The 4606-nt window shown below is 56.4% G+C and carries 4 protein-coding genes; 3 read left to right on the top strand and 1 reads right to left on the bottom strand.

The genetic code is table 11. The features are described 5' to 3' along the window. Positions 1 to 1218: cache domain-containing sensor histidine kinase (locus V6C16_RS08265; RefSeq protein ID WP_333542997.1), on the bottom strand; the 1218-nt coding region annotated here is incomplete at its 3' end. 483 nt (positions 1219 to 1701) lie between these two features. Between V6C16_RS08265 and V6C16_RS08260 the strand changes: the two genes are divergently transcribed. From V6C16_RS08260 to V6C16_RS08250, 3 genes are all read left to right on the top strand, one after another. After that, the gene (locus V6C16_RS08260; RefSeq protein WP_333535293.1) at positions 1702 to 2718 is read left to right on the top strand and encodes an FUSC family protein; all 1017 of its coding nucleotides are present in this window, start codon (positions 1702 to 1704) and stop codon (positions 2716 to 2718) included. A 263-nt stretch (positions 2719 to 2981) separates the two neighbouring features. Further along, on the top strand, positions 2982 to 3671 hold the full coding sequence (locus tag V6C16_RS08255) for a LexA family transcriptional regulator (protein WP_333542996.1): 690 nt from the start codon (positions 2982 to 2984) through the stop codon (positions 3669 to 3671). Positions 3672 to 3841: 170 nt separating this feature from the next. Next, positions 3842 to 4399, top strand: a complete 558-nt coding sequence (locus tag V6C16_RS08250; protein WP_333534636.1) for a lysozyme inhibitor LprI family protein — start codon at positions 3842 to 3844, stop codon at positions 4397 to 4399. Positions 4400 to 4606 lie beyond the last annotated feature (207 nt).

Here is a 4606-nt window from a genome sequence, read left to right as displayed (position 1 = left end):
CTCGGCCTGCCGACGGGCAAGTTCGGCCTGCTCCGTGGCGGCCTGGGCGCGCAGGGTCTGTTCCTCGGCCTTGGCGCTCTTCTGGTTGGCGGTTTCAATCATGTTTTGCAGGTTGTGAACCATATTGAGCAGAGAATGGCGCAGTTCCGCCAGTTCACCGTAAAAGTCGCGCGCATCAAGGTGTACCTCAAGGTTACCCTGGGCGATACTGTCTGCCTCTTCCACAATGAGACGCAGCGGACGGTTGATGGAACGCACGATGAACCAGGCCAACGCCAGCATGGCGAGGGCAATGACAGCATAAATAATGGAGACTGAGCGTATGGCCTCGTTGGTTTCGGCAAAAATTTCGCTTTCGTCCTGAATAACGGCAATCTTCCAGCCAAAACTGGTTGTGAGCACGTTGGCCCGCACGGCGATGTCATTTATGTGGGTGAGCACAACGCCTGATTGGGTTTTGAAAAGCTGTTCCAGCCCCGGACTTTTGATATCCTTGCCGATAATTTTGCCGGTAAGTTCCTTGTCCTTGGGGTCGCAGATGATGCGCCCCGTGTTTTCCACAAGTAAAAAATAGCCTGTCCGGCCAAAATTCATGGCCTCGAATTTTTCCGAAAGACCGTTAAGGGAAACATCAACGCCCAGCACCCCGCGAAAAGCGCCGTTGCGGTCACGCACTTTGTGGGTTACAGGGGCCACCAACTCGCCGGAAATGGAAAGATAGCTGTCCGACAGGCCCACAACCTTGTCAGAATTCATGCGGCTCACATACCAGGCGCGCTTGGAAGTATCAAAACCCGCAGGCACCGGCCCATCGGACATGGATGAACCATAGCTGCCGTCGGGATATCCCACGTAGACTTCTACATAGGAAGGATTTGCCTTGGCCAGCCTGAAAAGGGGCTGACCGGCGCGGGTGGCTTCCGGGTCGAGAGCCGAGCGTTTGTAGGTATTTTCAGTGGACGTGTTTTTATAGTTGGGAAACGTGTTTCCCCCGTCAACGAGCAACTCATCCGCCGCCAGAAAAGCGAGGTTGCGTTCTGCCTCGTTGATGAAACTTTCCACATAGCTGCCCATAAGCTGTAGCTGCTCTCTGGAGGCCGTCAGATACGACTCTTCGGCCGTGTTACGCATCTTACTTGTCACATAGGGTATGGTGCCACCGGCCATGACGGCTATCGTCAGCAAAAAACCCAGTATTACCCGTGCCTTGATGGTCATATACAGTTCCTCCTCTGCCTGTGTTTCCAGCAGGCAGGCTGGCAGCATCCCGTTTTACCGTGTGCCTCCGTCATTTTCAGCTGCTCTCTATTTCTGAAATCGCCCGACTGTCCTATGTCTTAAGATGACACATCGGAAAAAGAAATTAAATAGGTTTTTATATTTTAAAACAGACAACTGTTTAACGTAGTGTATATTTCATTGCCGTGACCACGGACACATTTGCCCCAGGCATATTCAGAAAATTATCAACATATCGATATTATTTGACAACAATGCGTACCGCTTTACCGGGGTGCCGCGCAGCGCACTTGCTTTGGCCTGTGGCATTGCAACGTAAAGCCGCACTGTGGGGTACGGAGAGGCGTGCTTTTGGGTTTACGCAAGGAAAAAAGACGGTTGACCTGACACAAAGAGCACTGTACCTAATTTATAGTAATTCCTTTTAACTGTTAACGCTGCCGCCCCCATATTGGAGTCCGCATGACCACCCCCACTCTTCGCCGCGACCTCGTGGTCCGGGGCGTACTTTACATGCTGGCTATGGGCATTCCCATCACAGTCAGCCTGGTCTGCAAGGAACCGGAAGTGCTGGTACTGGGCGCCCTGGGGGCCTTGTTCGCCCTTTTTATCGCTCCCCGCTACAGGCCGCTGCCGCGCGTCCTCTGCATCGGCGCCGGGGGGCTGCTCGTTTGTGCGGCAGCCACAGTGGGCGTGCTTACCCAGGGCAATAACAACCTCGCACTGATACCTTTGGTAATGTTCAGCTGGCTGGCCGCCCTGCCCCGACCGGAGCAGGCATATCTCAGCCTTGTCTTTAAAAATATGGGAGCCGCAGCCCTGCTGACCCATTTCGGCATGGTCAGTTCCATAAGCGCGGCCGTTATTTTTATGACCGGCCTTGCGCTGGGGGCAATGCTCAGCGTGGCCGGCACACGCTTCGGCAGTGGACAGGGCAGCGGCGCAAGCCCTTTTGAAGAGTTTGAGGCGTTCAAGCACGGGGCTGTCAACAATCCGCTTTTCGGCATGGCCGTTCCCACCACAGTGCTGTTGTGTACCCTGGCCGCACGCGGTCTGTACTTCAGCCACCCGGCCTGGGTGGGGCTGACCGTTCTTTTTGTCATGCACAGCGACGGAGCCACCGAACTGCGCCGCATACGCGACCGCGCCCTGGGAACAGTGGTAGGCGTCATTGTTGCCGCCCCCCTCGTATTTTATATTTCTACCCCGGTCCCGCTTGCCGTCTGCGTGCTCCTTGCCGCCCTTTTCGTCCCTTACGCGCAAGGCGGCCACTATATGCTCTTCAGTTTTATCATAACCCTCATAGTGCTGCTGCTGCTCGACATGGCAACATTGCACATAGGCGGCGACATCCCCCTGCTGAGCTGGCGGCTGCTTGATACCATCCTGGCCTGCGGTGGCGTTCTTGCTTCCAACCTCATACTCAGATTTATAACTTCCCGCACAAACAGAAATAAAAAACTTAACAACCCCGTATAAATACGCTCATGCCGTATTTATGCAGACAAGGGCATCCATCCAGGATTGTTAAAAAAATAATTTATAAACTAAAAATTTATAAAGACATTGCCCTCGACATTCAAAACTGATACATTGTTCATATGCATTGCCGCCGACAAGCCTGCCGCTCCGGCAGCCTGACGGCATTTCAAACAGAAACCGGCCCCCGCATCAGCGGAGCGAGCCGGGGCCGCCGCACGGCACACCCACCGGGGAAGCCATGCCGACCAACGAGGTACTCCATGCCGGAAGAAACAGACTTTACGAAAACCCTGCACCGTCTTATGCAGGCCATGAACGCTTCCAATGATGCGGAACTGGCCCGCGCCCTGGGCATTACCCCACAATCCATCAGCGGTGCGCGCAAGCGCGGTGAGGCGCCGCCCGCCTGGATACAGGCCTGCGCCGCCACAACCGGGGTGAATGCCCACTGGTTGTTTTTCGGCAGCGGCCCCATGCGGCTTCCCGAAGCTGCCGAGGGTGAACTGCCGTCCATACACGGCGACTGCAAGGCGGATCTCATACATGTTCCCCTGGCTGAAGCCAGGCTTTCCGCAGGTACGGGCAGCCTGGAGGTCAGCGAACGCAGCGAAGACAGCTACGCCTTCAGAGGCGACTTTTTACGCCGCAAAGGCAACCCCCGGCGCATGGTCCTCATGCGCGTGTCCGGCGACAGCATGGTTCCGGAAATATTTGATAATGACCTTGTGCTGCTGGATAGGGGCCAGACGGAAATCAGCCCTGGCCGCCTTTATGCCGTGGGTTTTGAAGACGCCATCTATATAAAGCGCATTGACAAGGTTCCCGGCAAAATAATCCTGCACAGCGTCAATCCCGCCTATCCCCCGGTGAGTCTGGACCTGCGCGGCGACCTTGCCGACCAGTTCAGGGTTATCGGCCGCGTACTGTGGTCCGGGCGTGAATACCGGTAGGGAACATGGCTGGCGCAGTGGCATCGGGCAAATGCTGCGACCCGCTTGCGCAAAAATAAAATGCTCCAGATGACGAAAATGCCGCCGCAGGCGCGCCTCGACCTATTGCGCCTCCCTGGGGCTGCGCGTACACTGCGCGCAATATGGTCTTTTCCAGTAAGGAGTACAGGATGTTGCAAGGTCGTTTGCATCTTTTCGGCGTCATATTGCCCATCATAGCCATTCTGACTCTGCTTTCTTTTTCTTCCAGCGTCTCCGGCGCGGAAAAGCATGCGGAAAGCCAGGCGGTTCCGGCCGGAAACCCGTCCAGCCAGTCCGGCAGCAGCAGCCATGACCAGGGAAGCCGGACGGATGGTCAGGAAAAAGATCAGAATGATGAGGCTCCGCCACCGGTCGACGGTCTTTTCAGCCCAGACTACCAGACGTGTATGGACAGTGCCGCTGGCGTGACCACCGATATGCAGGACTGCATCAATGCGGAACTGGAACGGCTCGAAAAGATTGTCGCCGTGCGGCAGATTGCCCTGCCCCCTGTGCTTGGTGAAGAAAGAAGCAAATCGCTGCGCGAAACCCTCGCGGCATGGGACGCCATGCGCAAAAGCGGCTCTGCGACCATGTATGATCCTGACGGGGGCACACTGTCGCCGCTCATGGCTTCCCTGTGGTATCTGGAGCAGACCGCGCGCATGGTGCAGTGGCTGAACGCGCTGGGGGAAAACCCCGAATAGGCGGAAGATTTTTTTGACACCATGCGCGCCTGAAGCACGCTCATGGTCTTTATCTGCGCGATCAGCCAGAGCAGTCTGCTGCACTGCTCTGTTCTGCTCTGTTCTGTTCTGGCAGCTGCGTGAGCAGTCGCCCTGTTGCCACTCCATCCGGCGGCGGCCTAGAGGCCGCCGCCCGGAGAGCGGTCACCCGCAGCCTGACCGGAGGCC

Source organism: Desulfovibrio sp. 1188_IL3213 (assembly GCF_036763145.1).
Classification (GTDB): domain Bacteria; phylum Desulfobacterota; class Desulfovibrionia; order Desulfovibrionales; family Desulfovibrionaceae; genus Desulfovibrio.
This window is presented reverse-complemented; position numbering and strand designations above follow the sequence as displayed.